Annotated in this window: 24 protein-coding genes; 5 read left to right on the top strand and 19 right to left on the bottom strand. The window is 58.2% G+C overall.

Going from position 1 to position 26,626, the window contains the following annotated elements:
• Nucleotides 1–7: 7 nt before the first annotated feature.
• Complete coding sequence (locus AC1MEA_RS19815; protein ID WP_480417146.1) at nt 8–1,672, bottom strand: AMP-binding protein; 1,665 nt, start codon at nt 1,670–1,672, stop codon at nt 8–10.
• A 152-nt stretch (nt 1,673–1,824) separates the two neighbouring features.
• Complete coding sequence (locus AC1MEA_RS19810) at nt 1,825–2,835, bottom strand: AraC family transcriptional regulator (RefSeq protein WP_219059820.1); 1,011 nt, start codon at nt 2,833–2,835, stop codon at nt 1,825–1,827.
• A gap of 236 nt (nt 2,836–3,071) precedes the next feature.
• On the opposite strand from AC1MEA_RS19810, the gene AC1MEA_RS19805 reads away from it, so the two are divergent.
• A complete protein-coding gene (locus tag AC1MEA_RS19805) occupies nt 3,072–3,551 on the top strand; it encodes an LEA/WHy family protein (protein WP_480417145.1) in 480 nt (159 codons plus the stop codon).
• Here the strand turns inward: AC1MEA_RS19805 and AC1MEA_RS19800 are convergent, their stop codons facing one another.
• Nucleotides 3,552–4,478: a carbon-nitrogen hydrolase family protein gene (locus tag AC1MEA_RS19800; protein WP_480417144.1), complete on the bottom strand. Its 927-nt coding sequence runs from the start codon at nt 4,476–4,478 to the stop codon at nt 3,552–3,554. It lies immediately after the preceding gene.
• An 84-nt stretch (nt 4,479–4,562) separates the two neighbouring features.
• On the opposite strand from AC1MEA_RS19800, the gene AC1MEA_RS19795 reads away from it, so the two are divergent.
• Nucleotides 4,563–5,468, top strand: a complete 906-nt coding sequence (locus AC1MEA_RS19795) for a LysR substrate-binding domain-containing protein (protein ID WP_480417143.1) — start codon at nt 4,563–4,565, stop codon at nt 5,466–5,468.
• 18 nt (nt 5,469–5,486) lie between these two features.
• Here the strand turns inward: AC1MEA_RS19795 and AC1MEA_RS19790 are convergent, their stop codons facing one another.
• Nucleotides 5,487–5,741, bottom strand: a complete 255-nt coding sequence (locus AC1MEA_RS19790) for a hypothetical protein (RefSeq protein WP_219059824.1) — start codon at nt 5,739–5,741, stop codon at nt 5,487–5,489.
• Nucleotides 5,742–5,907: 166 nt separating this feature from the next.
• Here AC1MEA_RS19790 and AC1MEA_RS19785 point away from each other — a divergent pair, with 166 nt between their 5' ends.
• Complete coding sequence (locus AC1MEA_RS19785) at nt 5,908–6,228, top strand: ElaB/YgaM/YqjD family protein (protein ID WP_219059825.1); 321 nt, start codon at nt 5,908–5,910, stop codon at nt 6,226–6,228.
• A 94-nt stretch (nt 6,229–6,322) separates the two neighbouring features.
• On the opposite strand, the gene AC1MEA_RS19780 is transcribed toward AC1MEA_RS19785, so the two are convergent.
• The 8 genes from AC1MEA_RS19780 to peaA form a co-directional block, all read right to left on the bottom strand.
• On the bottom strand, nt 6,323–6,817 hold the full coding sequence (locus AC1MEA_RS19780; RefSeq protein ID WP_219059826.1) for a hypothetical protein: 495 nt from the start codon (nt 6,815–6,817) through the stop codon (nt 6,323–6,325).
• A gap of 108 nt (nt 6,818–6,925) precedes the next feature.
• Nucleotides 6,926–7,252 (bottom strand): SPOR domain-containing protein, encoded by a 327-nt coding sequence (locus AC1MEA_RS19775; protein ID WP_219059827.1) that lies wholly within the window; start codon nt 7,250–7,252, stop codon nt 6,926–6,928.
• Between the two features lie 124 nt (nt 7,253–7,376).
• Entirely contained in the window at nt 7,377–7,619 is a 243-nt protein-coding gene (locus AC1MEA_RS19770) for a hypothetical protein (protein WP_219059828.1), read from the bottom strand.
• 198 nt (nt 7,620–7,817) lie between these two features.
• Nucleotides 7,818–8,492 carry a type 1 glutamine amidotransferase domain-containing protein gene (locus AC1MEA_RS19765; RefSeq protein ID WP_480417142.1) on the bottom strand — a complete coding sequence of 225 codons (675 nt, stop codon included), beginning with the start codon at nt 8,490–8,492 and terminating at the stop codon, nt 7,818–7,820.
• A 164-nt stretch (nt 8,493–8,656) separates the two neighbouring features.
• Nucleotides 8,657–9,775, bottom strand: coding sequence for a quinohemoprotein amine dehydrogenase subunit beta (gene peaD, locus AC1MEA_RS19760; RefSeq protein WP_219059830.1), 1,119 nt, complete (start codon nt 9,773–9,775; stop codon nt 8,657–8,659).
• A 33-nt stretch (nt 9,776–9,808) separates the two neighbouring features.
• The gene (gene qhpC, locus AC1MEA_RS19755; RefSeq protein WP_219059831.1) at nt 9,809–10,132 is read right to left on the bottom strand and encodes a quinohemoprotein amine dehydrogenase subunit gamma; all 324 of its coding nucleotides are present in this window, start codon (nt 10,130–10,132) and stop codon (nt 9,809–9,811) included.
• Nucleotide 10,133: 1 nt separating this feature from the next.
• Nucleotides 10,134–11,564, bottom strand: coding sequence for a quinohemoprotein amine dehydrogenase maturation protein (gene peaB, locus AC1MEA_RS19750; protein ID WP_480417141.1), 1,431 nt, complete (start codon nt 11,562–11,564; stop codon nt 10,134–10,136).
• A 107-nt stretch (nt 11,565–11,671) separates the two neighbouring features.
• Nucleotides 11,672–13,252, bottom strand: a complete 1,581-nt coding sequence (peaA, locus tag AC1MEA_RS19745) for a quinohemoprotein amine dehydrogenase subunit alpha (RefSeq protein ID WP_480417140.1) — start codon at nt 13,250–13,252, stop codon at nt 11,672–11,674.
• A 740-nt stretch (nt 13,253–13,992) separates the two neighbouring features.
• On the opposite strand from peaA, the gene AC1MEA_RS19740 reads away from it, so the two are divergent.
• On the top strand, nt 13,993–16,014 hold the full coding sequence (locus tag AC1MEA_RS19740) for an acyltransferase family protein (protein ID WP_480417139.1): 2,022 nt from the start codon (nt 13,993–13,995) through the stop codon (nt 16,012–16,014).
• A 404-nt stretch (nt 16,015–16,418) separates the two neighbouring features.
• Complete coding sequence (locus AC1MEA_RS19735) at nt 16,419–17,912, top strand: aldehyde dehydrogenase family protein (protein WP_480417138.1); 1,494 nt, start codon at nt 16,419–16,421, stop codon at nt 17,910–17,912.
• A 40-nt stretch (nt 17,913–17,952) separates the two neighbouring features.
• On the opposite strand, the gene qhpG is transcribed toward AC1MEA_RS19735, so the two are convergent.
• The 7 genes from qhpG to AC1MEA_RS19700 all read right to left on the bottom strand — a co-directional run bounded on the left by qhpG (nt 17,953) and on the right by AC1MEA_RS19700 (nt 26,328).
• On the bottom strand, nt 17,953–19,248 hold the full coding sequence (gene qhpG / locus AC1MEA_RS19730) for a flavin-dependent monooxygenase QhpG (protein ID WP_480417137.1): 1,296 nt from the start codon (nt 19,246–19,248) through the stop codon (nt 17,953–17,955).
• Nucleotides 19,245–19,937, bottom strand: coding sequence for a subtilisin-like serine protease QhpE (qhpE, locus tag AC1MEA_RS19725; protein WP_480417136.1), 693 nt, complete (start codon nt 19,935–19,937; stop codon nt 19,245–19,247). Before qhpE ends, qhpG begins: the two co-directional genes overlap by 4 nt.
• On the bottom strand, nt 19,927–21,645 hold the full coding sequence (locus AC1MEA_RS19720; RefSeq protein WP_480417135.1) for an ABC transporter ATP-binding protein: 1,719 nt from the start codon (nt 21,643–21,645) through the stop codon (nt 19,927–19,929). The genes qhpE and AC1MEA_RS19720 overlap by 11 nt, the downstream gene beginning before the upstream one ends.
• The gene (locus AC1MEA_RS19715; protein ID WP_480417134.1) at nt 21,645–23,549 is read right to left on the bottom strand and encodes a sigma-54-dependent Fis family transcriptional regulator; all 1,905 of its coding nucleotides are present in this window, start codon (nt 23,547–23,549) and stop codon (nt 21,645–21,647) included. The genes AC1MEA_RS19720 and AC1MEA_RS19715 overlap by 1 nt, the downstream gene beginning before the upstream one ends.
• A gap of 247 nt (nt 23,550–23,796) precedes the next feature.
• A complete protein-coding gene (locus AC1MEA_RS19710; protein ID WP_219059840.1) occupies nt 23,797–24,555 on the bottom strand; it encodes a PAS domain-containing protein in 759 nt (252 codons plus the stop codon).
• Entirely contained in the window at nt 24,555–25,220 is a 666-nt protein-coding gene (locus AC1MEA_RS19705; RefSeq protein ID WP_219059841.1) for a response regulator, read from the bottom strand. Before AC1MEA_RS19705 ends, AC1MEA_RS19710 begins: the two co-directional genes overlap by 1 nt.
• Nucleotides 25,189–26,328: a sensor histidine kinase gene (locus AC1MEA_RS19700; RefSeq protein ID WP_219059842.1), complete on the bottom strand. Its 1,140-nt coding sequence runs from the start codon at nt 26,326–26,328 to the stop codon at nt 25,189–25,191. The genes AC1MEA_RS19705 and AC1MEA_RS19700 overlap by 32 nt, the downstream gene beginning before the upstream one ends.
• Between the last annotated feature and the right edge of the window lie 298 nt (nt 26,329–26,626).

Here is a 26,626-nt window from a genome sequence, read left to right as displayed (position 1 = left end):
CCTTGAATCACGCGGTATGAGGGGCGGCTTGATCCGCCTGGGCTTTGGCGATTTCCTGATTGCGCAAAATAAAGCGCTGGAGCTTGCCGCTTGGAGTTTTGGGCAGCTCGCTGACGAACTCGATTTCCCGCGGATAGGCATGCGCGGCCAGACGCTGGCGGACATACAGACGCAGTTCTTCGGCCAGCTGCGGATCGGCGCGGTAGTGCTGAGTCAGCACGACAAAGGCTTTGACCAGCTCTGTGCGCTCTGGGTCCGGCTTGCCGATGACCGCCGCCTCCATCACGGCTGGATGCTCAATCAGCGCGCTTTCGACATCGAAAGGACCCACCCGGTAGCCGGAAGTCGTGATCACATCATCACTGCGACCGACGAAGCTGATGCTGCCATCATCGTTCAACTCCACGGTGTCGCCGCTCAAGTAGTACTTGCCAACGAAAGCGCTGGTTTTCATGCCCTTGTAACCGTCGAACCAGCACAGCGGCGATTGCTCGCGATCAACAGCGAGAATCCCCGGTTGCCCGGCAGGCAGTTCTTCACCGTCTTCGCCCACCACCACAATCCGATGCCCCGGCACCGCAAAGCCTGCCGAGCCCATTCTTACCGGGTGTTCCAGGCCGTGATGATTGCACAGCACCATGCCCAGCTCGGTCTGCCCGTAATGGTCATGAATGGTGACCTCGAGGTTTTCGGCAAACCAGCGGATCACTTCAGGGTTGAGCGGTTCCCCGGCGCTGCTCACCACGCGCAACTGGCCCTTGATCGGTTTGGCGAATTCGGCACCGGCACTGATCAACAGACGAAACGCAGTGGGTGAGCCCGCGAGGTTGGTAATCCCGTATTTACGGATGATCTGGCAGGTGCTTTGGACCGTAAACGGACCATCATAGAAGGTTGTCGGATGACCCAACGCCAACGGACCGATGACGGCGTAATAGAGGCCATAAGCCCAACCCGGGTCGGCCACGTTCCAGAACGCATCTTCCGGGCGCAGGTCGATGGCATCGCGCATGTACCCCTGAAACGCAACAATTGCCCGCAAGGGTACCGCCAGCGGTTTCGCCGGACCGGTAGTGCCCGAGGTGCACATCAGCAGGAACGGTGCATCCGCGGGCAGTATCACTGGCTCGCACGCCGCAGGATGGCGCTCCACTTCGGCCCAGAAACTGAAATCACCCCGTACGATGCCCTCACCCTTGGCGCCACCCACGGTGACGATTAACGGGCAATTTGGCACATCCGTCAGTTTGTGACGGTTATCGCCGTCAGTGACCACCAGCGCGGCGCCCGAGCAGTGCAGGCGATGTTCGATAGCTTTGGGACCAAAGGCCGTGAACATCGGCTGATACACCGCACCGACCCGCCAGGTGCCCAGCACCGCGATCAGCAACTCGACCGTACGCGGCAATAAGCCGGCGACGGTATCGCCAGGCTTTACGCCCTGGGCCTTGAGGAAGTTGGCGAAACGTCCGGCTTTTTCCTGTAGTTCAGTGAAGGTATACGTCGCGCTGGCACCTTGGCGACCTTCCCAGAACAACGCGATGCGCCCAGGCAAGGCATGACGATCACAGCACTCAACGCAGGCATTGAGCCCCGTCAACTCGCCCTGGAGCGTGGTATTGCAAGTAGCTTGATAATCGAATGTGTTGGCAGCGTGTGTGTATTCGCGCATTTCATCCTCGGTTTTTTATTCTTGGAACCGTAAGAAAAGTCGCAAGAATAGTCACCCCGAGGGCGCGCACGGACAATGGTCAAAGCTTTCAAGTTGTGTGACTGGTTTGGCCAATGCGAAACGCATGACGACGTGCGCCTGGCATCCCTGGCTCACATCCCCAGAATCAAACTCCGATAATGCCCCGGATTCGAACCTGACCATTTGCGAAACGCCTTGTAGAACGAACTGGTGTCAGCAAACCCCAGACGCTCGGCGATTTCGGCGAAACTGACCTCGGCGTCGGCCAGCCAGACAATCGCCAGCTCCTTGCGCACACTGTCTTTGATGGCCTGATAGGTCTGGCCTTCTTCAGCCAAACGCCGCCGCAGGGTCGATGCCGACATGCACAACGTCTGGGCCAGGGTCTCGGTTTCCGGCCAGCGCTCGGCGGGCAGCAGGCGCAAATCGTTTTTGATCCGGCTGGCGAAGCTTTCCGGGTCGCGGTATTTCACCAGGATATTGGCCGGGGCGCGGGCCAAGAATCGCTTGAGCTCTTCGGCACTGCGTTTAATCGGCAGGTCCAGGCAGTCAGCTGCGAAAATCATCCGAGTCCTGGGCCGGTCAAAGCGCAGGTTTTCGGAAAACATCACATTGTAATCTTCGCAGAAGTCCGGTTCCGCACAGCGCAACTCAATGGCCAGAATAGGAATCCGTCGCCCCGCCAGCCAACAGGCAACGCCGTGGACGATCATCCAGTAGGTGAAATACGTAAACGCCCGCTTCGGTGGCCCGTCGTGCTCGTCCAGGACAATTTCCGCGAGGCTCTGCTGGCGCACCAATCCCGCCTGCAAGTCCTCCAACATCAAGGACAGAAAGCTCAAGCCCGACTCCAGCCCCGCCGCCACCGTCAACTGAGCCATGGACGAGCGACACAGAAACTCAAGACTGCCCGACTTCAGGCGCCGTGGGTCCATACCGAAAAACTCATCATCCAGACGCCGCGCCAGCAAGCGCCACAACCGTGCATACGCCGTCGCCGGGACCCGAGCATTGGCTTGTCCAAGCAACGCGGGTGCAATCCCGACCTTGCTCAACACCTCATCGGTGGCCGCACCGGGCGCGCAACTCTGCAACAGCGCTTCGCGCACCAGTTGCATGGAGATGGTATCTTTTTCCGACATGAATGATTGCCTGTCCCTGCGAGCCGTTCCTGGGCACTCCAGGGTGTTTACGGCTTTAACTGCCGGTCATCTTAGGGGCCGACGCACAAAAAGCCAGCTCAAGGTGTTGCGGGGCTCGGAACCGCCAGCGTAAAACGAACCTCTGCCCCCTTGCGCGGTCGCACAGTTGAGCCGTCAGGTTGCAAAGGACGCGCTCAACGACTTGCCATTGTGCCTTGCAAACTGGAGCGTCACTGATGCCGTTACGCCTGATCCGCGCCCTGCTCACTTCGCTGTTGATTCTGGCCATAAGCGCCTGCGCGCTGTTCCCTCACAGCGACCCGCTAAACATCAACGTAGTCGGGATTGAACCGCTGCAAGGTCAGGATCTGGAACTGCGCTTTGCGGTCAAACTTCGTCTGCAAAACCCTAACGCCGAGGTGATCAATTACAACGGTGTCGCCCTGCAACTGGACATCAACGACCGGCAACTGGCCTCTGGGGTCAGCGATCAACAAGGCTCCCTACCGGGCTTCTCCGAAACCGTGCTGGTGGTGCCCGTCAGTGTGTCAGCCTTCGCGGCCCTGCGTCAGGCGCTGGGGCTGACACAAACCCAGACCCTGGATAACCTGCCCTACGTACTGCACGGCAAACTGGCGGGCGGCCTGTTTGGTACGATGCGTTTCAGCGACAGCGGCACCCTGAGCCTGCCTCCGTCGGTCTACGGCAACTGGTGATTATTCATTAATAAAGCGCACGCCGGCCTTGACCCGCTCATCCACCACCAGCTCAAACACATCCGGCCGTGAATAGTGACCGACGACGTCGAAGTCATAACGCGCTCGAACCAGTTCGTCCGTATCAATTTCCGCCGTCAACAGCCCCGTTCCACCCACCATCGGCCCGGCCAGCACCTCTCCCAGCGGGCCAACGATCACGCTGCCGCCGTTGATCAGTGGGCGTTCAGCGGGCCAGTTCTGCACCTCAATACCCAACGCCTGCGGCGAGGCCTGAACTTGACAGGCGCTGATCACGAAACAACGGCCTTCGTGGGCGATATGGCGCATTGAGCACTGCCAGATATCCCGCTCGTCTACTGTCGGCGCACACCATATCTGCACCCCTTTGGCGTACATGGCCGTGCGCAATAACGGCATGTGGTTTTCCCAGCAGACCGCTGCGCCTATACGTCCGGCTTTTGCGTCGATCACCGGCAGGGTCGAGCCATCGCCCTTACCCCAGATCAGCCGTTCAGTGCCGGTGGGCATCAGCTTTCGGTGCTTGGCGACCAGTCCACCTTCCGGTTCGAAGAACAATACCGTGCAGTACAGCGTGCTGCCGGCACGCTCGATCACACCGAGCACCAGACTGGCACCACAGCGGGCCGACAGCTGGGCAAGCGCTTGCGTCTCTGCGCCGGGCACATCAATGGCGTTGGCGAAATAACGGGCGAAAGCTTCGCGGCCTTCCGGCAATCGATAGCCCAACTGCGTGCCGAAGGCTTCTCCTTTGGGGTAGCCGCCCAGCAGCGCTTCGGGCATGACCACAACGCGAGCACCCGATTCGACGATGGCGTCTTCGTAGGACAGTATCTGCGCGAGGGTATCGGCCTTGCCGCTCGGCAGCGAACCTATTTGCAACGCGGCAACAATGGACGTGGGCATTTCAGCGACTCCTGATGCGGGGGGTATTGCGTATTGTCATGGAGCGCCAGATCATGAATAAAGCCCACTTCAGTGCTGAATGATATGAGCCAAATGAATATCGCCAACATGGACTTGAACCTGCTCAAGGTCTTCGAAGCCCTGCACGATGAAGCCAGTGCCAGTCGCGCGGCCTTGCGCCTGGGGGTCACTCAATCGGCTGTCAGTGCTGCGCTACGGCGCCTGCGCGAGCTGTATGGCGATCAACTGTTTGTCCGCACGGGTCGCGGGCTGGCACCGACATTGCGCGCAGACCAGCTGAAACCGGTGATCACCGACGCGTTGAATAAATGCCGACAGAGCCTGGCGATGGTCGACCCCCTGCAGAATGACTACGAGGGCCGCTCGGTGGCGGTCGGTTTGTCTGATGATTTCGAAATCGCATTGGGGCGACGGCTAATGGCACTGATTGAAACCCGAGCGCCGAAACTGCGCTTGATATTTCGCCAGACCCACAGCCAGATCGTCGCCCGCGCGCTGATGGAGCGCACTATCGACCTGGCGATTGCATCAGGTGGTTTTTCTGATCGGTTGCTAAGCCGCCACGTGTTGGGCGAAGGCGGTTATCTGTGCCTGGTCGACCCCGCCAGCTTGCGCGAGGGGCAACACGACCTGACGCTGAAGGCGTTTGTCGAACGCGAACACATTCTGATCTCGTCGGGCGGCTTCATCGGGATCGTCGATGAAAGCCTGGCAAACCTGGGCCTGACTCGCAAGGTGTGCGCCTCGACGACCCACTTCGCCGCACTGCCTTACCTGCTCAAAGGCACCAACGCGTTGGCAACTGTGCCCAGCCACGCCGCCGAGGCCATTGCAACATTGACCGGCCTGGCATTGCTGCCCTGCCCGCTGCCCCTGCCGCGTTATCCGATCGAACTCGGCTGGCGCACCAGCGCCCTGCTAGACCCCGCAGTCATCAAGGTCAGGGACGCAATCGCCGAGCTATTTTGAAGCAGCCTCAGCCGGTATCTACTTGGCGGCCGCCATCAAACGATTTATTTCACTGCGTACCATGTTCGCGTATTCAGGCGGGGACATGCCGTCGAGTTCCGAACGAACCCATTCGGCCCATTTACCTTTGCGCTTGGATTTTTCACCCACCAGTCGGCCAGCATCGCCTTTGGCCTTGCCCAAATTGTTTTGCCAGAGATCGAACAGTCTGGATTTTTCATCTTCAAGCGCTGCGCGCTCAGCGACGGGCCGGTTGGCCAGGTTGAAGCTCATACAGATCACCTGTGGCTAAAAATCGACTGTATCTTACACTGCTGTGGGAAGTTTCTGACCCGGTAATGTTTGTCGACTTAGCCGATGAACGCGAAAAAGACTGCAACTTTTCCGCCAGTCAGAGACTCCATTGCTCACTGTTGTCATCAATTGAAAGGAAGAAACCATGGCCCGTAAAACCGCCGTTCAAAACGCCGCCGAGCAAATCAAGGATCAGGCATTCAGTGAATTGCAGGCGCTGATAGAAGAATCAGACAAATTGCTCAAAGACAGCGCCACACTGGTAGGCGACGACGCTGAAACACTGCGTGCACAGCTGAGCCTGAAGCTTAAACAGGCCCTGAATGCAGTCTCCAACGTGCGTGAGCGCACCAAACCCGTGGTCGACGCCACCGAACACTACATCGGTGGTCACCCATGGCAGACCGTCGCCCTGTCTGCCGGGCTGGGCCTGGTAGTGGGCTTGCTGCTTGGGCGTCGTTCTTGATCTGAAACCGGGTACAAGCCTGCTTGATGGGAGACTCTGCCCCGTCTTCCTACGCAGCGCGATCGCGCTGCGTAGAGGGCAGCACCCATTTGCATTAAGCCGGGTGCTGAGGGACCAGCGTCTGTAGCTGTTTGGCAAAGCCATCCGCTGTGAACGGAAGGTTTTCCGATTCCTTAACGCCGATGCGTTTGTTCATCATCCACTGCTCCGCAGGTGGGGCCAGGGTCAGGGAGATCTGTTCCTGAGCATGCACACTGAGGCCGCTCGCAGCAATCGAAACCTGGCCTTTGGATCCCATGGCATCGGGTACAAATACCACCTGACGGGACGCGAATGACAGCGTCATCCGTTGCGTGCGGAATGGCGAATTCTCGTCCGGATAACCCTTGCTTTGCGCAAGGTGCGGCTCGTACTCGAACACCATCTGCCCGCTGTTTTTCAGCGGAGCCATCCAGCCCTCAATCTGTTCGTACAGCTTGAGAATGCTCGATTCCCAATGTGCCAGATCAGCGTGGAACTGCTGATGCTTGTGTTCTTCATTGCGTTGATTGGCGCTCAACAACTCGCCTAACCGCTGTACTTCGTCCATAAAACCCCTCCATTATTTATCAGTACATCGAACCGAGGGTCATAACACACCCCGTGCCGGGTGTCGCGCTGTAGCTGCTCGGCAGCGGATTCGCCGCCGTCCACAGGCTCACTGCGGATGGTCAACCACTGAACCCGCATAGCTCATCTTCATCGCCAGTTGGGCGCGTTTTTCTTCGGCTTCGGCTCTTGAGTTGAACGGTCCCAGCAGTACTCGCTCCTTGCCGTCCCGGACCACGACAAAAGAAGGAAAACCGTGCTCGATGAGCCTGTCTGTCAGGTCGCTGACCGCTTTGGGCTCTGCCACCAGAACGTCCCACTGGGGCGCAGCGACCTGCACGACAGCGGGTGCCTGTGTCTTGGCGGGCTTATCCGGCTCGCCTGCACCGCATCCCGCCAACATCAAAACCGCAACCATTATGGACAATCTGCGCACAGCCGTTTCCCCGCGTGTGAATTGGCTGGAGTTTAACACTCCCATCGCCCACGCCGGGGTGCATCTGAATAGCCCGATTCTGATGGAGATCAATACAACGCAAGAAGAGAAAGTCTGGAACAGGTCAGTGTTCAAGGTTATCGATCATGTCCTGACCAATAAGGATGCCGGCGTGATGGGCTTCATCGTATGACTCGTAACCACGGTCACAAATATTAATCGTCGGCGAGGACGCTTGTTTGTGCAGAGTCACCGTGACCTTGATGATGAAATCAACAATATTCTTGACGCCAGGGGGGCAAAGAACCAGCACATGGATCACCTGCCCACGGTAAACATTCGAGAACGTTCGATAAGGCATATCCATTTGAATGGCCTTTTTTGAGGTGTTCTATTCAGACTCCGTCGACACGTACTCGTTGCTAAATAGATCCCGCTTCAGGATGACCGGTAACCCGACGTATTCCTTTTCAACGCAAATGCCATCGACCAAACGCCAAACAACTCGCCCACGCGATGCAACGTACTATGTTCACATCGCGGGGCGCTGGAGCCGCCGAAGGCTTCAGACCAGGAGTTTCAGTAGCTCTTTTGCCGCCGCGCTTGAGGACGCCGGATTTTGGCCAGTCACCAGCATGCCGTCGGTGATTGCCAGTACTTGCCAGTCCTCGACTTTTTCATAGTGCCCACCGAGGCGCTTGAGTTCATCTTCTACCAGGAACGGCACGACGTGGGTCAGACCGACAGCCGCCTCTTCGCTGTTGCTGAACCCTGCTACGCGTTTGCCTTTGACAATCGACTCGCCATTGACCTTCGCGTGGCGAAGTACACCCGGCGCGTGACAGACCGAACCGACCGGCTTACCGGCGTTGTAGAACGCCTCGATCAAGGCGATGGACTTCGGATCTTCGGCAAGGTCCCACAGGGGGCCATGACCACCCGGATAGAAAATTGCGTCAAAATCACTGGCCTGCACATCAGCCAGTTTGACTGTACTGGCCAGTACCTGCTGCGCAGCCGAATCTTTTTTGAAGCGCTCAGTCGTTTCGGTCTGACCGTCCGGGGCGTCACTTTTGGGGTCCAGAGGTGGTTGACCACCTTTGGGTGACGCCACAGTGATCGTTGCCCCTGCATCTAAAAACGCGTAATACGGCGCAACAAACTCCTCAAGCCAGAAACCGGTTTTCTCGCCCGTATCACCGAGTTTGTCATGGGACGTAAGCACCATCAGAATCTTCATGTCGAGTGTCTCCTGCCAGGTTTCAATCAGTGTAAGTGGGAGTACAGGCATGACCCTTAGGTTCCGGGACATTTCACAGTGCGCACTTTAATCCGATTAGAGACGAAAAAACCGCAGCCTTTCCCAGGCTGCGGCTTTTTGAACGGTGCGTGATCAGACAGCGTTTAGCGAATGAATATCTGCGCCGTGGTAATTGCCATGTCTCCCCCAGGCAATTTGATTTTGCCCAACGGCTTCAGGCTGTCGGCGTCGAAAATCGCTACATCATTGAAGGTGCCGGCCAGGTAGATCTTGCTGCCCGCCTTGTTGAAGGAAATGCAGTAGTAGGAGTGATCCAGATTGGCTGCTGTGATCAGCTTTTTCTGCTTGATGTCGTACTTGGCCAGACGGTTGAGCACGCCGTACATCAGGTTCGGATCCTTGGGCGAGCGCATGCCACTGAAGTAGATCTCGGTCAAAGGGCCGAAATCCGTGGTTTCAGTCTTGCCGGTTTTCAGGTCAACGCTGAACAAACCATAAAGCAGGTCGGCCGTGGCCGGGTCCTCTTTCTTGTCCTTGAACTTGGCGGTGGTGTAGAGCAGCGCAAAATCATGCCGATAGGTCTGCTGACTCCACACATACAGCACGTCAGGCGGGCTGTACAACGGGCGCGTCCAGTGCCGACTGGGGATCAACACGTCGAACTTGCCGGTTTTCACGTTGACCTTGTAGACGTCCGCACCGGCCACATACAAAGTGCCATCATCGCCACTCTGCATGATGGTCAGCTGGCGCGGGGCTGGAAAACTGCGCACCGGCTTGGCGTCCATCCCGGCATCGGTGGCGTAGACGTCCAGGCGCGGCGGCTGCACTTCATAGCGGTCTTTGAGCATCAATGTCGGGTTGGCGACGGTGTAAAGCTCCTTGCCATCGTGACTGACCGTGAACGCGAACATCGACCGCGCTTTCTCTCCCGATTTCTGGGTGATGCTGGCATGGAACACCTGCTTGCAACTGTCCAGTTCAACGCCATAGACATCGGCATAGTGGTTGTTCAGCACATACGCAATCTTGTGGTCCGGCGATAACTGAACGGTGCCCGGACCAAAGGCGTCCGGCAAGGTGCAGGTCTTGTACAGGGTGTCGGTCTGCAGGTCGATGACATGCAGATTGTTCGGGTAGTTGGTCGCGACCATGTACTCATGGCCGGGATTGAGTGTCGGGTTCGTATCGGCAAGGGCCGATAATGAACAGGTGCCAAGGATGGCGAAAGCGGCAAGGCCGCAGGTGCCTGAGCGAAGCATGCTGATATCCCTCATGTTCATCTGTCCGATTTTTTATTTGTCGTCCGGGAACACTGTTCCAAGATTGCGCCAGCTGTCGTTGGAGGCTTGCGCATCCTTGTTCCAGTCGGGATAGGTACTCATCATGTCGGGCACCTGGGCGGGCCACCAACATGGATCGGAACAGCCATAGAGGTCTGCTTCCATGGGTTGGCAGAGCGACGACACACCACCAAATGCGTCGATTTCCCAACCTGGGTCTGTGGTCGAGGCGCAACCGGCGACCGAACTCATGGCCACCACTTCTTCGATACGGTTCTCTGCCGCGGCCTGTTCAAGCTTCAGGGCTTTATTGTTGATTGCTTTGAGATGTTTCATATCAATGCGCCTTCCGCGGAGTGATATAGCTGGTAATGAACGCGGGATTGACCGCCATGATCCGGGTATAGACTTCGATACCGAAGTCGACCCAATCGCGCATCAGTTCGCAGTAGTGATACGTCGGATGAGCCGGGTCGCCATAACGGGCATAGCTTTCGTGGTAGCAGCCGCCCGAGCACAAGTTACGAATGCGGCAGTCTTCACAACCCGTATTGGTACGGTCCAGGCGCTGGGACAGGAAGTCGTTCAACTCCACCTGCTTGACCCCGGTGTGGACGTTGCCGAATGTCGGCAGCGTTGAGCCGGTAAACCGGTGACACAGGTTCAACTCGCCCTTATGGTCCACCGCCAGCATTTTCAGGCCTGCGCCGCATGGCAGGGCCTTCTTGTGCCCTTCATGAATGTCGGTGATCAACTGATGCAGGTTGGAGAACCCGATATTGCGATGAATCAGCGCAGCTTCCAGATAGCGTCTACCCAAGGCCTTCATGCTGGCGAAGACCTCGATCAGTTCCTCGCTGGACAGGTTGTAGGTGCTGATGTCGCCGGACGTCACCGGGGCGAAGCCGACTTCGGCGAAGCCCATCTCGTTGAACAAGTGATCCCAAATGGTCTCGACGTCGGTGACGCCCTTGGTCAGGGTTACCCGTGCGCCGACCGGACGGCTGTTGTAGCGCGACAGGAGCATTTGCGCCTTGCGTCGAACCACGTCGTAAGTACCCTGCCCGCCGACGGTGATGCGGTTGCGGTCATGGATGGTCTTGGGGCCGTCAATGCTGACCGACAGACCGAAGCGATGGGCATTGAGGTAGTCGACGATCTCTTCAGTCAGCAATGTGGCGTTAGTGGTCATTACAAACTCGACCATCTTGCCGGCTTCAGAGAAGCGTTTCTCGCAGTAATCAACCATGTATTCGAGCAGTTTGCGATTGCTCAACGGCTCACCGCCAAAGAACACCACCGTGTAGCGTTCTTCGTCAGGGGATTCCTTGAGCAACATTTCAACCGACGCCACCGCTGTCGCGACGTCCATCTTTTTGCCTTCCGAAGGCTTGTCGAGGTCTTCTTTATAACAATAGGTGCAACTCAGGTTGCAGCCGGTGTTGACGTTCAAGACCACGGTATTGATCGCCGTGCGTTCAACCCGTTTGACGCCGATGTCCGGGGTCAGAGGCGAACCATCGCTGACCAGTTCCAGGGCCATCAACTCACGCAGGGTCTCGGTAACTTCTTCGCCACCGTAGCGGTTGGCCAACTGCGATATCAGATCCTCTGATGAGCAGCCGTCGCCACGCAGGGTGTCAATGATACGGCCGGTCAGCTCGTCGCTGGCAAACAGGAAACTGCTGGGAATATGGAACAGCATGCGGTCGGAATCGACATGCACTTCATGCAGATTTCGTTCGACCAGATTCAAAATAGCGCCCATTGCAACCTCCTGTGGAACCCTCCGTTGTGGGGAGAATCCCGGTCATTCCTGAACAATGCCTCAACCTTTGGTTTTGCCCGGCCTGAGGGGCCAGACGCGACACCGGATCAGGGAATGGGTGGATTGTTCCAACGCTGCACGGTGACGATCATGTGGCCTTCACCAGACAACGATTTACCGGCGTCATCCACGGCCGCGATGACCTTGAGGTTGCCAGCGTTATTGGTCGACATTTTGCGCTCGGGGTTAGGTCCCGCACCGCCCGGCGTGAACACACCGGTGTCGGCTTGCATGCTGCCGGCGAACTTGACGTCTTCGTCCTCTTTGGCACGGTCGTCGAACGGCTCGACCTTCCACTGCGCCGGGAACACGCCAATCCGGTACGGCTTGCCGTCAGTACCCTTGCCCCAGGCCTCGGCATCGAAGCGGCCCTGCACCTTCGGCGTAGAGCCGCCGTTCTCGCCGATGCGCGCCACTGAGAACTCAGGCACGACCTTGACCTGGTCAATGCGTTGATAAACCGCGAGGGTCACGCCTTTGAGTGCGCCCAGCGTGACTTGCCGAACGCCGGGTTTAGCACTGTCTGCCGCCTTGAGCTTGAACCGCAAGCGTTCCGGAGTCTGCTCCAGGACCTCGACAATCTGAACCCCGGGTCCAAAGCTTGGCGTGCCTTTAAGGCCGCTGCCAATCAGGCTGACCTCGGTTTCACTGCCTGCTTTCAGATACCCCGGTTGCACCGCGAGCAAACGAGAGGAACCCTGCCTGGCCGCAATGAAGTCCAGCCCACGCTCGTCATGCGCGGTCTCGAACATCCGTCCTTGCAGTTCGCCGTCTTTGGCGGCAAACACCTGACGCATGGCCACGCCATCAATTTTCAGGTTGCCGCGCCATTCGTAACCGTTATAGAGAATGGCGCTGCCGTCACCATTGAACGGGCTACCGTCCGCGTACTGACCTTTGACCGCAACCTTGAACTGATCACTGCCATCGGCGCTGACGCTCATGGTTCCCGACAACTCACCCTTGCCGGGCAACTGACCGCTGAAACTCCACTCGCCGACCAGCGCATCTGCCTGCGGCCGGGCTTTCAGCCAGTTTGCCCAGGCCTTGTTTTCCAGCGGATACTTCTTGGCCAGCAGTGGGACCATGTCTTTGCGGGCAATATCGAACCAGTCACGGTCACGTGCCAGGGCCTGGTATTCCAGTGAAGGCCATTGCCCCAGGTGGAAGTTCACCAGACGCTCCCACTCCTCCGCCGGACGCCGTTGCAACGCAACGCGGGCGCCTGAGTGACAGCGGCCACACATCTGGCTGAACTGATCATCAAAGTGCTCGACGGTATTGAGTCGACGTTCGAGCGCATAACGCACGCCATCCGTCTCGCTGGGTGCCAGGCCTTGGGTGTCGGCAAGGTACTTGACCAGCGTGCGACGGTCTTCGTCGCTGATCTGCAGGTTATGCATGGTCTGCATGCGCGCAATGCTCATCAGCCAGCCTTCCGGCGTTTTGCGCTGGTGACTGATACGGCTCAGGCCATTATCGGCCTCAGGCGTGTGACAGCCCTGACACGTTTCCTTGAGGATGCCTTGGGCATCACGTGCCGCCATGCTTGGAGGCGAATGCAGAGCGACGCAAGCGGCCATCGCCAGCAAGCCGCTCGTCATGCCTGCTCGGAGTTTTCTCTTCATCAACGTCGAACCTCCCACGGTGCTTTTTGTCTTTTAGTTGGAGATGTCCAATACACGTAGCGTGCCAGTTTAGTAATACTTATTTAAATCAATCAGTTAAACCTGATTATTAACTTCGTTAACGTCTGGCCTGACCCTGGCTGCGTTTAATTTCGCGACAACTGTTCCACTCTGAGACGAGCATAGTTCGCATGGCACGTCTGACCACCGAGTCGCGCCTGATGCTTGCCCGCGCTGGCACCTCAAGTATGTCGCAGTTTTGGCAGTGGGTACCGGATAAGGCCTTCTCGATAACAGCACGGTATCCATAGGTAACAACCCCCCCACGCTGATGAGTTTGTTGGCCGCTTACCATTCAGAAGCTAGCCCTGTCGATAAAGGAGCGGGCTAGTCATGATGAAAATCTGAGCTATCATCGTTTGGGCGTCCTCAGACCCACTGGGAAAAATGGCCTGGCAGAGAGCTACCGTGCCCCCCAATAAAACGACACCGCCGCTTTAAAACTGCAACGTTAATATTCCGTTCAAATGACTGTGTAGATCAGGGCTTCGCATTGGGCTTTGGCACGCAGCGTTGAAGGAGCGTCAGTGCACTGGCTATCCTCGCCGCCCCCTTAGGCGTTTTGCGTCTGGCGGTAGCATTTGCCTGCGTGTTTTTTGTGCACGCGCACTCGACCTGAACGTCCTCATGCATGAATCAAGTTTTAATACCTAAACTCAACTTGGAAGAGTCGACTCATCATGAGCACTATTCACAATCCGGCCTTGAACTACCGCCCTGAAATCGACGGACTGCGCACGATGGCGGTCGTCCCCGTTATTCTTTTCCATGCGGGCTTTCAGTTATTCTCCGGAGGCTTTATCGGTGTCGATGTGTTCTTCGTGATTTCTGGGTATTTGATTACGTCGATCATTTTGGCCGAGATGCTGGCTGGTAAATTTTCGCTGATAAACTTTTATGAGCGCCGAGCACGGCGGATATTACCGTCATTATTCGTCGTTATGTTCATTTGCCTGCCCATGGCCTGGGCATGGCTCGACCCCCTGAACTTCAAATTTTTTGCCAAGAGTTTAATCGCGGTGCCGACATTTTCGTCTAACGTGCTGTTCTGGCGCGAGAGTGGTTATTTCGATGTGACCTCTGAGCTGAAACCGTTACTGCATACCTGGACCCTCGCGGTGGAAGAGCAGTATTACCTGGTCTTTCCACTGATTCTGATGGCCGCTTGGGGACTGGGTCGAAAAAGGATCGTCGCCATTCTGATGATTGGTGCAATGATGAGCCTGGCCATTTCTGAACACGGTGCGACCCATGAATCCTCCGCATCTTTTTATCTATTGCATGCCCGAGCATGGGAGTTATTGGTGGGCTCCTTCATCGCCTTTTATTTTTCCTGGCGGCCTCGCCTGGAGAGTGGCCCGAAAGCCATTAATCAAGCCGCAACAATTCTCGGCACTTCGTTAATTCTTTACGCCATCTTTAACTTCGACAGTACCACCTCATTCCCCGGGTTGCATGCCTTGATCCCGACAATGGGCGCAGCCTTGATTATCATTTTTGCAAACGCTCATACCCTGGTAGGGCGGGTGCTGAGCACTCGCGCCTTCGTGCTGATCGGGATGATCAGTTACAGCGCCTACCTATGGCATCAACCCATTTTCACCTTCGCGCGCGAGAGCTACCTGGTCGAGCCGAGCTCAACGGTCATGCTTGCGCTCACCCTATTGTCGCTGGTATTAGCTTATTTAAGCTGGCGTTTTGTAGAACAGGCTTTCCGAAAAAAAAGCTCGATAAAAAGACATCAGATATTCACGTTGGGGGCCATTTTTTCACTGATGTTCATAGGCGTGGGACTGACCGGATATATCAACGAAGGTTTCGCCAGCCGGTTTGATTTAGATCCGGCAGCGCTGGAATCATTTACCTACACAAAAATACGCTTTCCCTGCGATAAAAATTACGATGGCAACGGTTGGAATATCGATTTCTGCTTATTTGGGGCGGTCGACAAAAACGCTACCCCAGAGGTTGCTGTATTTGGCGACAGCCACGCAGAAGTGCTATTGCCCGCCTTCGACACCGCAGGCAAAGCGCGGGGGAAAACCATCGTGCATATCGGTCTGGCTGGCTGCCCTCCACTTTTGGGTGTGGATGTTCTTGCTGGCAATTATGTTGTGGGCGTGTGCGAAGCCCTCGCGAGACGCGAATATGACTATGTAAAAATGAACGGCATCAAGACAGTAATTCTTGTCTCACGCTGGACGCTTTATACGGATGGCGATTACGACAAGTGGAAAAAGAGCAGCTACTTTCTTGTGTCCCAAGACACCCAGGAAAAAACCAAAGAAGCATCAAGGGCTGTGTTTGAGAAGGCCCTGAATAAAACCGTCGAGGCTTACCAGGCACTTGGCACTCATCTTTACATAGTGGCTCAGGTTCCGCAGCAGATGGTCGACCCGAAAAGCCTTTATTACCAACTCGCCCGCGGAACAGGATCGAGCGACGAGAACATACTGCAGAGGGTAGGCGAACTGTCCGTACCCCTGTCAAAACACAACCAATTTCAGCAATTCACTCGTCATCTTTTCGAGCTAGACAGCGAGCAAAATAAAATAAGACTGGTCACGTTGGACAATATTTTCTGTCAAAAACAGGTGTGCCTGATAGGCGACACCCATTCCTATTACATGGACTACAATCACTTGAATGCCAAAGGCTCTCAATTGGCGGTTAATGCAATCAGTAATGTTCTCGCCCAGTAACGAAGACTTGACTAGCATTGAAATATCGCCTTAAAAAAGCTCGTGCGAGCGAAACTCCGAACACGTCCTGGAATATGCCGTCACCCCTGACTGCAGTGGTCTAATGAAATCTATGGTCACCCCCATTTAGGCGAAAATACCCGCCAGATCTGGCCCCGGCGAAAACCGAAGAAAAACTTAAAACTGTGTCCAGTATCAGTTGACCACTACAGAGGAACCTGAAGCGCCGTAAAATCAGGGTCTTAAATTTAATCACCTGTCGCAGTTTGCGACACTCAAACTGCCCACCGTTTTCAACCGATCAAATAATAATTATTTAAATCAATCAGTTAACCCTTCAAGTCGACTTGGCACAGCCGTTGCGAAAGACCTCGCATCCACTCGAATAACAAGAGGTCACTCCTATGCTGAGCCATTCATCCCTGCTCCCCGCCACTGTTGCCTTCATAAAACGCGCGCCCCGCATGCTGATCAACGGCGAGTGGGTCGAGGCCGCCGACGGCAACGTCATGACCTTGCATAACCCCGCCAGCGGTGAAGTGCTCTGCACTGTGCCCTGCGCGACGCCGGACGATGTCGATCACGCGGTACTCGCGGCTCGCCACGCGTTTGATGACTCGGCCTGGAGCCGGGCCCGGCCCCGTGAGCGGCAGAACCTGTTGTGGAAACTCGCCGACCTGCTGGAGCGCGATGCCGAGGTGCTGGCCCAGCTCGAATGCCTGAACAATGGCAAGAGTGCTGCGGTGGCGCGGGTCATGGATGTGCAGCTGTCCATCGACTTCCTGCGCTACATGGCCGGTTGGGCAACCAAGATCGAAGGTTCCAGCGTCGAAGTTTCGATGCCCTTGATGCCCAACGATCAGTTTCACAGCTTTATCCGCCGTGAGGCCGTGGGGGTGGTGGGCGCTATCGTTGCCTGGAACTTCCCGCTGCTGTTGGCGTGCTGGAAGCTCGGCCCGGCCTTGGCGACGGGCTGCACCGTGGTGCTCAAGCCTGCTGACGAAACGCCCATGAGCGCACTGAAACTCGCGGAATTGGCACTCGAAGCAGGCTACCCGGCCGGGGTCTTCAACGTGGTAACCGGCACCGGCATCACGGCCGGTTCCGCCCTGACCCACAATCCGCTGGTCGACAAGCTGACCTTCACCGGCTCTACCGCCGTCGGCAAGCAGATCGGCAAGATCGCGATGGACTCGATGACCCGTGTCACCCTGGAACTGGGCGGTAAGTCACCGACCATCGTCATGGGCGATGCGGACCTCGCGGCTGCCGCCGCCGGGGCTGCAAGCGCCATCTTCTTCAATCAGGGCCAAGTTTGCTGCGCCGGTTCGCGGCTGTATGTGCAGCGCAAGCACTTCGATAACGTGGTCGCCGACATCTCGGATATCGCCAATGCGATGAAGCTTGGCAACGGCCTGGACCCTAGCGTGGACATGGGCCCCTTGATCTCGGCCCGGCAACAAGAGCGGGTGTCTCGCTACATCGAGATGGGCCGTGAGGGCGGCGCGACCATCGCCTGTGGCGGCGAACAGTTCGGGCCGGGATTCTTCGTCAAGCCCACCGTGATCGTCGGTGTCGATCAGAAAAACCCGCTGGTTCAGGAAGAAATTTTCGGGCCGGTGCTGGTGGCGATTCCCTTCGACGACGAAGCCGATGCCCTGCGTCTGGCCAACGACAGTCCCTACGGGCTGGGCGCCAGCGTCTGGTCAAACGACCTGGCCGCCGTGCACCGGATGATCCCCCGGATCAAGTCCGGCTCGGTGTGGGTCAATTGCCACAGCGCGCTCGATCCAGCGCTGCCTTTCGGTGGCTACAAAATGTCCGGGGTCGGCCGGGAGATGGGCTATGCCGCCATCGAGCACTACACCGAATTGAAATCCGTGCTGATCAAACTGTAAGCCAGCAACACCCTCCGACAGGCTGACTGCCGGAGGGTGTTTAAGGGCGGTAGCCCTGGCTGAGCAGCCAACTGCGCACCAAATGCTCCTGCTCTTTCGACAAGCCCGCCAGCGCCTGCTGCGCGGGCTCTGTTTGCAGACGACGGACCAGGGGCGCCAGCTCGATGCCTTGCAAGTGCCAGACCCCCAGCGGTTGATCCGCCGTCACCACCACCTCCGCCTCATCCACCAGACCGTCACGCAATACCGGTGCCTGCTGCACGCTGACGGCCGAGAAATCAGCCGGTTTGTGCGCCAGCTCAGCGTCCGGCCATTGGCGACGCGCCTTCCAGAAAGGTTGATCCTGCCAGCGCTGTTCATCGGCATAGAAATCGCGCCCGATCCTGGCGAAGCGCAAAAACAACTGTTCGACACGTTGCCGATGAAACTGCTGGGCCAACGCCGCCCGTTCAGGCGCGCGCAATAAGGTGTTGATCACCACGGGGGCCTGAAGCGCCGAGGACAGTGACTGAAAGATGCCGTTGCCCGACAGCGGGTCCACCGCCATGGCGGCATCACCGACCCGAATCCAGTTATCGCCGCACACCTGCGGGCAGAGAATGGCCGTGCTGCTGCGGGCATGCAGGTGCACATCAACCTCGGGACCGTCGGCGAAAAATGCCGTCGCCAACGCCGAGGTCCGGCGTCTTTCCCGACAGTAGTCGAGCAACTGCGCTTTGCCCGGCAAGTCGGCGCTGGCCACATCCACCGTCAGTTGCCAGTAGCAACATCCATCGGCCTGGCGCGCCATCCAGACCCAACCCTGCTCGATGCTTTCAACCGCGCTCGCGGTCGCACCCGGCGCGCCCTGCCAGCGGTTGAGCAGGCTGACGGTTTCCGGCCCGCGCAGGCCTTTGCCCAACGCGGGCGCCTGACGACCGCGTGACTCGACCAGAAAGTCCGCCTGAAGATCGGCGTGGCCTTCAATCTGCACCTGATGCCCCGAGGCAGACGATTGCACCGCCAGCACACGCCCCTCGATCAGCTCGACACCGGCACGCTGCAGATCCTCGCGCAGACCGCGATCAAACCGTGGGCGATCCAGCAGCCATTCAATGTTTTGTGCGTGCTGCTGACCATTCCAGGACACCTTGCGCTGAGACGGCAGCGTCGCATCCGCCAGCGCATGTTCCAGGCCCGCCGCACGCAACGCCTCAAGCACCCTCAGCGAGACACCTTCCAGTGCAGGGAAGCGCCGCCACTCGCTGACGATCGAGACTGGGTAACCGAGCCGGCGCAGGCCCAATGCAACCGCCGCGCCGGCAGGCCCGGCGCCCAAAATCAGAATTGTACTCATGGCCCGACCCGCCGTTCAGGACCACGGTAGCGGGCATGAGCCCGTAGCCAGTCGATGATTTCCGAGTTCGAGGCGTTCGGTTGTTCAGCCAGGTACGCGGCGATGTGCCCGCTCAACGCCGCGCAACCCAGGCTGGCACCGGACTGCCCGGCCAATGTGCCACGCACGCACGCGGCGAAATCCGCCTGTGCGCTGTTAAGCCACGACCAATCCTGCTCACCACAGCGTGCATCACCGGTAACCCGCAACACACCGGGGTAACTCGCCGGAAACACCGCCTCGCCCTGAGCCGGACTTGAGGCGCACAGCAACACCCCACGTTTCAGCGCCGCCGCACAGGCTTCACGCAGCAGACTTCGGTCCTGACGCATCCCGAGGCTCAAGTTGATCAGGCGAACTTCGTGTTCAGCCAGCCAATCGATCGCGCTTGAGATTTGCGCCGCACTGGTGACCCCACGTTTATCGAAGACCTGAGCCACACAAAACTCAGCCTCGGGCGCGCGTCGGCAAATAGCATCGATGATCGCACTGCCATGCCCGAGCTCATCCTCCAGCACCTCGTCCTCTGCCAACCCCTGCTCCACCAGCAAGAAGCGTCGACTGGCAACCACCCGACACTGTTGCGCGGGCGAATGACCGCTGTCGACGATGCCGATGCGCACAGGCTGGATAAGGGATTCAGGCCTCATGGACGACTGTCGACGACGTGAGCACGCCGTCCACCATATGGAAACGCAGGTCCGCATCCGCCAGCGTCGACGGACGATGACTGATCAAAATCCGTGTCCGCCCCGCAAACAGCCGGTCGATGGCGCAAATGACTTCACGTTCGGTGGCTTCGTCTACCGCCGAGGTGGCTTCATCGAGGACCAGAATCAGGGGGTCTTGCAGCAGTGCGCGGGCGATAGCGATTCGTTGTTTTTGCCCACCGGAAAGCTGCTGTCCTCGCTCGCCGAGCGGACTGTCGAGGCCTTCGGGCAGGGACTCGATCAGGCTGTCCAGTTGCGCCAGATGAGCGACTTCGGCAATCGCCGCACGGCTGGCATTTGGCGAGCTGTAGGACAGGTTGTCCGCCAGGCTCCCGCGAAACAGCACGATGTCCTGACTGACCACCGCGATGCGCCGACGCAACTCGAACAGGTCCAGGTCCCGTAGATCACAGCCGTCGAGCAGGACACGGCCGGCTTGCGGGTCCTGAAAGCGTTGCAGCAGATCGATCAGCGTCGACTTACCCACCCCGGAACCGCCGCTCAAGGCGACTTTCAGGCCATAAGGGATACGCGCGTCAATGCCCTTGAGGATCGCCGGACGCCCAGGATGGCTGAAGTGCACCGACTGGAACCACACCTCGCCCGTGGTAGGCATCGGTAGCGGGTGCTCCGGCGTGCTGACCCCCGGCTTTTCACCGCGCAACTCCATGACCCGGCCAAGGCTCACGGTCATGCGCTGCAGGGCGACATACAGTCCGAGCAGGCTCTGCACCGGGCCGACGGCCATGCCCAGATACGTTGAAAAGGCGATCAACGCGCCGAGCTGCCAAGTGCCCTGCACCACCCAATAACCACCGATCAGGAACGCGCAGGCTCGAGACAATGAGGTCAAGGTGCCGGGCACCGCCTGGGTGAAGAATTCAGTCACTTGCAGACGCAACAGTTGAGTCATGTAGCCCTGCCCCAAGGCCTCCAGCCTGCGTGCTTCGCGCTGTTGCTGACCAGCGGCCTGGATGAACTTCATCACGGGCAGGGTTTCGACCATGAAGGACGACACGTCCGCCGAGCGCTCGCGCAGCTGTTTGACCTCATGCGCGACTTTACGCCGCATCCAGCGCAGCCAGAGGATGTCCAAAGGAATCAACACCACGGCCAGCAGTGACAGTTTCCAGGACAGGGCCAATAACATCGCCACCGCGAAGACCAGCCCGATGATGCTGGAGACCGCCGAGAACAGTGAATCGACGGCAAAGCGCTGGACCTCCGCGACATCGCCATCAAGCCGGGACATCAAGTCGCCGATGCGCCGTTGTCCATAGAACGTCGGCGACAATGTCTGTAAATGCCGATAAATTTCGTCACGCAACGCGAACAGAATCCGTCCGGACAGTCGCGTGTAAAGATAACGGTTAATCCCGGATAACACCGTGCCCAGCAGCCCGGCACCGATCATCAATCCGGCGATCAAGGTCAGCATCGAAAAGTTACGCGCCAGCAAACCATCGTCGATCAGCAACTTGGTCAGCCAGGGTTGCACCAGCACCAGCAACGAAGCACACAGCGACAGGCCCAACAAACCGCCAATGGCCAGGCGATGCGGACGGACGAAGCCGTACAGCCATGTCAACGCGTCGTGGAGTGCCTGCGGGTCCTTGCTGTCGACCAGCCTGACAATCAACCGCTGCATCAGCTGCGCAACTGTTTGAGCTTGCGGTACAGCGTCGCTCGACTGATGCCTAACGCGTCAGCGGCGGCCGAAACGTTGCCCTGATGACTGTCCAAGGAATTTCGGATTAATTCGAGTTCGTTCTCGCGGATACGGCCGGTTTGAGGACGATCACAGGCACTCAGGTCATCAAGCATACTGTCGGGCAGGTGCTCCAGCCCCAACTCGTTTTCGCCCTCGTCGCGCATGGCCAACACCGTGCGCAGCACCATCTCCAACTGGCGGATGTTGCCCGGCCAGTGGTAGCCCGCCAACAATGTTTGCAGGTCAGTGGAGAGCTTGACCGCCACGTTGCCCAATTTGCCCAGCAAGCTGCTCACCAGCGCATCAAAATCGTCACGCTCACGCAAGGCGGGCAACATCACGCTGATGCCATTCACCCGGTAAAAAAGATCCTCGCGGAACTGTTTTTCCTCGACCTGACGCTTGAGATCGCGGTGGGTGGCACAGATCAGTGCGACGTCGATATCCTGCTCCTCGCCTGCACCCAACGGTGCGACCTTGCGGTCCTGCAGCACGCGCAGCAGGCGGGCCTGGAGTGCCAAAGGCATGTCACCGATCTCGTCGAGAAACAGCGTGCCTCCATGAGCCTGTTGCAGGCGACCAATCATGCCGCCACGCCGTGAGCCGGTGAAAGCACCTTCGCGATAACCAAACAACTCGGACTCGATCAACCCTTCAGGGATGGCCGCACAGTTCACTGCGATAAACGGCTTATCGCCGCGCGTACCTGCCCTGTGCAGGGCCCGGGCGATGACCTCCTTGCCGGTCCCCGTTTCGCCCAGCAGCAAAACCGGCAGCTCGTTCGCCAGCCCTTGGCGTGCCATGCGCAGCGCGCGGGCATACCGACTGTTACCTCCCGCCAGCGCCTCGAGATCGGGTTGCGCTGGGGCCGCTTTCGGCGTGCCCCGGGGAACACTGGCCACGTTGGGCGAGCGTTGTGGCGCGCGCAGGGCTTTATAGAAAAACTCGCCCTTGGCGGTTTGCAGGCTGCCTATGCTGCCTTGCCGCAGACGCGCGAGCAGTTGCAGGCCATCGATGCCCAGAAACTCTTCACAGCGTCGACCCACCAACCCTGCACGAGGTGCACCGAGCAACTGACAGGCATGCGCGCTGACCGCCAGAATTTTCCCGGTCAAATCCAATGCCAGCAGGCCCTGCCACGCGGATTCAAGGTATTGGCGACGACTGTGGAAGGCCAGGACGATTTGATCCGGATAGGTCGCGTTGAACACCCGGCTTTCAATCTGGGTGACGGCCATGCACAACAGCGCTGTGCTGTCCTGAACGCGCCCTAAAGGGCCTTCGCGGGTCAGGTCAAGCACACCGAGCAGCTCGCCATGGGGGCTGTGAATCGGCACAGAGGTGCATGAGAAAGGACTCAAGCGATCCAGAAAGTGCTCACCACAATCGATCAATGTCGGACGCGCATCGACCAGCGCAGTGCCCAAGGCATTGGTGCCGCGAGCCGCCTCACTCCAACAGGCGCCCAGGGCGATGTCCTGTAAACCGCTGCCTTTAAGGTCATCGGCGCGACCTTCAAGGGCGAGAATGGTGGCGTCGGCATTGGCCAGAATGATCAGCCCTTCCTTACCTTGCTGAGCCGCCAGATAGTCGATCTCCGGCGTCGCGGCGTCGATAAGCAGGCGATTGCTCGCCAACAGCAACTCAAGACTGGCGGTCGACTCCAGCGCGAGCTCGTGTTTGCTATTGAAATGCACACCGTGGCTGAGACTGCGCCGCCATGAGGCATCAATTTCGGCGCGCAGCACCCCATCGGGCACTTCGCCTTCGCCGTGCAGTGTCTCCCGGGCCAGCCGGGCTTCGCCTTGTAACTCAGCATTTATTGTTTTTATTAGCGACATTCAGCGCTCCGAATCGGTCCGCCCAGTGCATCCCCGAGCCACTCCCGGAGCTGGCGACGAGACACGCAAGCTGTTGAGAATATCTACACCCGGTTCAGGTGGCAGTAAAGAAAAGTTTGCCCGGTCAGGCAGGTGTTCTCTGCAAAGAGCAAAACCTGGGCCAATGGCAAAAGCACGTGGCCCATTATTTACGTTAACGTAAAGGTAATAGCAAGTACCGGCTAACAGCCCTTCACGCCGGACCTGCCTACGGAGTGACAATTTCAAAAATAGCACCCTCGATACCCAACACCTCACGGCTGTCCGAATAGATGCCAACACCCTTTTCCCAGACGTTCTTGATCGAGTTGTCTGCGCAGCGAATCCGGTACCTGAGTTCGTAGGGCTGGTAACGAGTCAAGGCGTATTGAACCTCGCGCCAGACGTAATCCGCATCGTCGGGGTGGATCAGGCTGTTATAGGTGCAGTCATGACTGTCCATCAAGCGCTCTGCGGGGTAACCGGTGAGCTGCAGACAGCCAGCACTGACGAACTCCATGGTCCAGTCGTGGTTGTTGCGGCCGCGATAAATCAGGCCGGGCATGCTGTCCAGCAGGCTGAGGGCGCTGCGTTGACTGGCCTGCAAGGCGATCTCGCGGCGCTTGTGCTGGGTGATGTCGTTGACCACCAGATAAAACCTGACGTCGCGCCGCTTCAGGCTGATGTCGAACCACCGCAGCTCACCTTGGGGGTGCACGAAACGCAGGCGCTGATTGAAGGAAATATCAGGGCGGTGGCGCAACTCATACAACGCCTGCCGCCACAGGGAACGGTCTTCCTGGTGCACGTATTCAACCATGTTTCGCTCATCGCCCGGCAGCTCCATCAGGTCTGCCCAGGCGGTGTTGTACTGGGTGATCTCGCCGTTGTCAGTGAGCTCTAGCAAGGCGATGGGGAATACATCCATATACTGCAGTGCCTGACGGGTAAATATCGACTCAAGCGTTGACGCGCTGTGCTCGGCCATCAATGCCGCTCCTCTTTTCTCATTGACGCAGCCTTGTGCACCCAGGCTGCCAGCTCCAGTCGCGAACGCAGGTTGAGCTTCTGCAACAGGTTCTTCACGTAGATCTTCACGGTGCCATCGCTGATACCCAGCTCACGGCCTATCTGTTTATTGCTCATGCCCGAGGCGATCAATGCCAGCGTTTGTGCTTCGCGATCAGTCAGGCCACAGGCGTCGATCCCGTCCAGCGGGGCATCGGCACTGATGTCGTTGTGCCCGGCCAGCAGCGAGACCAGACAGTCATCCAGGACAATCGCGCCTTTGCTGCAATTGCGCATGTACGCCAATAGCGCTTCCGGCTCAGTTTCTTTCAAGACGTAGCCGCTGGCACCCAGGCGCAAGGCCGTCAGCAGCTCGCCGCGATCCATCGAAGCGGTCAAGACCACGATCTGACACTCGAGCCCCAACTGCTTCATCTCGTCGAGCACCTGCAAACCGCTCAAGCCCGGCATGTGCAGGTCCAGCAAGACCAGCTTGGGCGTCAGGCGCAGGGCCAGGTTGATCCCTTCCCTGCCGCTGGCGGCCTGGCCAACCACATCGAAGTCATCGCTGGCGGCAAACAATTGCGCCAGCCCCTTGCGGAACAAGGGATGGTCATCGATCAACAATAAGGTCGTGCTGTTCATCGAAGCGCCTCTGTGGGTCGTCATTGTTCTGGATAAGGGTCAGGTGCACGCGAGCGCCGTGAGGGCGAATGGTTTCGATGGACAACTGCGCGCCGATGGTCGAGGCGCGCTCACGAATGATCGCCAGGCCATAATGATTTTCCTCCAGCGACGCGGGGCTCAAGCCGATGCCGTCATCTTCGACGGTCACCGAAATCTCGCCTTGCGGGGTCTGGCGCAGTTCGATCCGCACATGCCGGGCGTGGGAGTGCCGCACCACGTTGGCCAATGCTTCCCGGATGATCTGCAAAATCTGCAATTCGGTTTCCGGGTACAGCGCATCCTCGGTCAAACGGTTGTCCAGCTCGAACACGATGATGCAGCGCCGGGAAAACTCGGCTACGGAATCAGCCAGTGCCTGACGCAGCGAGCGTCCATCCATGGTCAGGCGAGCGCTGGTGATCAGTTCGCGCACCTGGCGTTGCAATTGGCTCAACCCGCCGCGTAAATCAGTCAGCAGAACGGCGGCCTGCTCGGGCTCACGCAGCGCTGCCTGCATCAGGCTGGCCTGAAACGACAGATAGCCCAATTGTTGTGCAACCGAATCGTGAAGTTCACGCGCTAACGCACCGTGCTGGAACGTTGCCTCTTTGCGTTGCTGTTCTCGCTTGTGACACAGCAACTGCACCGTGACCCCCACCCCCCGCGCCGTCTCCCTCAGCACGCCATGAAACTCGCGACTGGCAGGGTATGGCGTGTCCAGCAACAAGACTCCGCGCTTGCCGGGTGCAGTGCCTGGTAAAGCGGTCAGTAATCGATGACGCCCACGGCTCTGGCACGCAGGGCACACCAACGGCGCCTCAGCCATCTCGCCGTCGCGCCAAGGGCAACTGGAGACCTCATCGCACGGGCTGACCATAGCCCGGCGCGTGGGGCCGAAATCTTCGCCGGTCAATAACACCCCCAGCTTGCTACCGGGGTTCAGCGCTTCGAATCGGTCGAGAAAATCGGGCAAAGCATCGTCTGCGCGTGCCAGGCATAGCGGCAGTTTGGCCAGCAAGGCGCGCACGTCGTCCACCTGACGTGGTCGCGTGCGCAGGAACCATTGGCCCAACCACCCGGGTCGCATTGGAGCTTTCAATGACATCCGCCTGCCCTTTGGAAATCTATGGCGTTTGCCGAGCAACTTCCATGCCTTCGCGGTTATTACCGGCGGACTACCCCAAAAGAGATATCTCTTTTTCTAGATTGAGCAGTAATTCCTTTTGGGAAACTATCTTCCCCACCAGGAAACAACGACACCGATCCTGCGCACGGTAAATCACCGAAAAGCAGCGCACCAGGCTAAGGCCAAACGCCCAGCCTGTGCACCAGATCAGGACGTTCAATCGACCGATTTTGAAACACTGAACCACCAGGAGGGTTGC

It is taken from the genome of Pseudomonas sp. ASL8 (genome assembly GCF_056680355.1).
The sequence above is the reverse complement of the archived record's forward strand: the minus strand, read 5'-3'. Positions and strand labels throughout refer to the sequence as shown.

Coding starts and splice junctions, on each gene's coding strand:
- AC1MEA_RS19815 (WP_480417146.1), bottom strand. CDS start 1,672: ATGCGCGAATACACACACGCTGCCAACACATTCGATTATCAAGCTACT.
- AC1MEA_RS19810 (WP_219059820.1), bottom strand. CDS start 2,835: ATGTCGGAAAAAGATACCATCTCCATGCAACTGGTGCGCGAAGCGCTG.
- AC1MEA_RS19805 (WP_480417145.1), top strand. CDS start 3,072: ATGCCGTTACGCCTGATCCGCGCCCTGCTCACTTCGCTGTTGATTCTG.
- AC1MEA_RS19800 (WP_480417144.1), bottom strand. CDS start 4,478: ATGCCCACGTCCATTGTTGCCGCGTTGCAAATAGGTTCGCTGCCGAGC.
- AC1MEA_RS19795 (WP_480417143.1), top strand. CDS start 4,563: ATGAGCCAAATGAATATCGCCAACATGGACTTGAACCTGCTCAAGGTC.
- AC1MEA_RS19790 (WP_219059824.1), bottom strand. CDS start 5,741: ATGAGCTTCAACCTGGCCAACCGGCCCGTCGCTGAGCGCGCAGCGCTT.
- AC1MEA_RS19785 (WP_219059825.1), top strand. CDS start 5,908: ATGGCCCGTAAAACCGCCGTTCAAAACGCCGCCGAGCAAATCAAGGAT.
- AC1MEA_RS19780 (WP_219059826.1), bottom strand. CDS start 6,817: ATGGACGAAGTACAGCGGTTAGGCGAGTTGTTGAGCGCCAATCAACGC.
- AC1MEA_RS19770 (WP_219059828.1), bottom strand. CDS start 7,619: ATGGATATGCCTTATCGAACGTTCTCGAATGTTTACCGTGGGCAGGTG.
- AC1MEA_RS19765 (WP_480417142.1), bottom strand. CDS start 8,492: ATGAAGATTCTGATGGTGCTTACGTCCCATGACAAACTCGGTGATACG.
- peaD (WP_219059830.1), bottom strand. CDS start 9,775: ATGCTTCGCTCAGGCACCTGCGGCCTTGCCGCTTTCGCCATCCTTGGC.
- qhpC (WP_219059831.1), bottom strand. CDS start 10,132: ATGAAACATCTCAAAGCAATCAACAATAAAGCCCTGAAGCTTGAACAG.
- peaB (WP_480417141.1), bottom strand. CDS start 11,564: ATGGGCGCTATTTTGAATCTGGTCGAACGAAATCTGCATGAAGTGCAT.
- peaA (WP_480417140.1), bottom strand. CDS start 13,252: ATGAAGAGAAAACTCCGAGCAGGCATGACGAGCGGCTTGCTGGCGATG.
- AC1MEA_RS19740 (WP_480417139.1), top strand. CDS start 13,993: ATGAGCACTATTCACAATCCGGCCTTGAACTACCGCCCTGAAATCGAC.
- AC1MEA_RS19735 (WP_480417138.1), top strand. CDS start 16,419: ATGCTGAGCCATTCATCCCTGCTCCCCGCCACTGTTGCCTTCATAAAA.
- qhpG (WP_480417137.1), bottom strand. CDS start 19,248: ATGAGTACAATTCTGATTTTGGGCGCCGGGCCTGCCGGCGCGGCGGTT.
- qhpE (WP_480417136.1), bottom strand. CDS start 19,937: ATGAGGCCTGAATCCCTTATCCAGCCTGTGCGCATCGGCATCGTCGAC.
- AC1MEA_RS19720 (WP_480417135.1), bottom strand. CDS start 21,645: ATGCAGCGGTTGATTGTCAGGCTGGTCGACAGCAAGGACCCGCAGGCA.
- AC1MEA_RS19715 (WP_480417134.1), bottom strand. CDS start 23,549: ATGTCGCTAATAAAAACAATAAATGCTGAGTTACAAGGCGAAGCCCGG.
- AC1MEA_RS19710 (WP_219059840.1), bottom strand. CDS start 24,555: ATGGCCGAGCACAGCGCGTCAACGCTTGAGTCGATATTTACCCGTCAG.
- AC1MEA_RS19705 (WP_219059841.1), bottom strand. CDS start 25,220: ATGAACAGCACGACCTTATTGTTGATCGATGACCATCCCTTGTTCCGC.
- AC1MEA_RS19700 (WP_219059842.1), bottom strand. CDS start 26,328: ATGCGACCCGGGTGGTTGGGCCAATGGTTCCTGCGCACGCGACCACGT.